This window comes from Rothia sp. (in: high G+C Gram-positive bacteria) (genome assembly GCF_030540545.1).
Classification (GTDB): Bacteria; Actinomycetota; Actinomycetes; order Actinomycetales; family Micrococcaceae; genus Rothia.
Window position 1 is genome coordinate 1 of sequence record NZ_JAUNVZ010000093.1, and the last position, 1,137, is coordinate 1,137.

Annotated in this window: 1 protein-coding gene; it reads left to right on the forward strand. The window is 51.4% G+C overall.

Annotated features, from left to right (window positions below; all coding sequences use genetic code 11):
* Positions 1-1,073 (forward strand): Fic family protein (locus tag Q4P78_RS09165; RefSeq protein ID WP_303340060.1); only part of this gene is annotated, 1,073 nt, incomplete at its 5' end.
* Positions 1,074-1,137: the final 64 nt, after the last annotated feature.

A 1,137-nucleotide genomic window follows, 5' to 3' on the forward strand; every position in this document is an offset into this window, starting at 1 on the left:
TAGCAGGAATTCCTATTAAACCGGCTATCGCCCAAGATTTGGCGTCATTTGTACTCACCAAGGGTTCCCTGGCGACTGTCGCTATTGAGGGGAACACGCTCACCGAACGTGAAGCCCAGCAAATCCTGAATGAAGGAAAACAGCTACCACCCTCACAGGATTATTTGGAACAGGAAATCCGCAACGTGGCGCGTGCGTTAGACACTATCGATAATGAGGGGCGTGGCTCACCCGGATTCGAGCTATCAGCCGCCTGGCTTAAAGAACAAAATATCAAGGTTTTAGATGGACTGGAGGTAGCCAACGGTGTAGTTCCCGGTGAGTACACCACACAGTCACTAGTTGTTGGCAGCTACCGTGCGGCTCCTCCAGAAGACGTCCCCTATTTAGTGGATCGCCTATGCGACTGGCTCAACGAGAGTTTTATTAAGCCATCCCAAGACCCTGACCTCTCCGAAGATGTGCGCTTTTACCACGCATTTTTTGGAGCCGTTATAGGGCACCTGTACTCAGTATGGATACACCCTTTTGGTGACGGCAATGGACGCACCGCACGCCTTCTTGAAGTGGCGATCCTAGCACACAGTGGTGTGGTACCTTGGGTGGCTTCAAACCTTCTATCCGATCACTACAACCGTACCCGCACCCGGTATTACCAGAAGCTTGCTGCAGCCTCGCAAAAGAACGATATTGACGGGCTGGTACAGTATGCCGCTGAGGGTTTGGTAGACATGTTACGGGAACAAATTGATAGGGTCAGGTCGCACCAAGTCCTCATTGCCTGGGAAAGCTATGTGCATGAGCGGTTCCACGGTGAACCAGCTGGCAAAGCGAAAGAACGTCGACTAAAGATGGTGCTCACTATGGAGACGGGGAAACGGTACACCCAAGCCGATATACGCCATCTGAACATTGAACTTGCAGAGTTATATGCAGGCCATGAAACACGCATTATTACCCGTGACCTCAGGGCGCTTGAAGCACTGGGGCTAGTGCGCATGCATGAAAATAAAACCTGGTCCTCCAATGCGGAAATTATGAGCGCATTTATGCCCATCCCGCAAAAGTTATAAGACTGCTACCACCCTGATTCTAAAACACGCAGCGCCCCCGGCAGGAAATTTTTACCCCTCCACC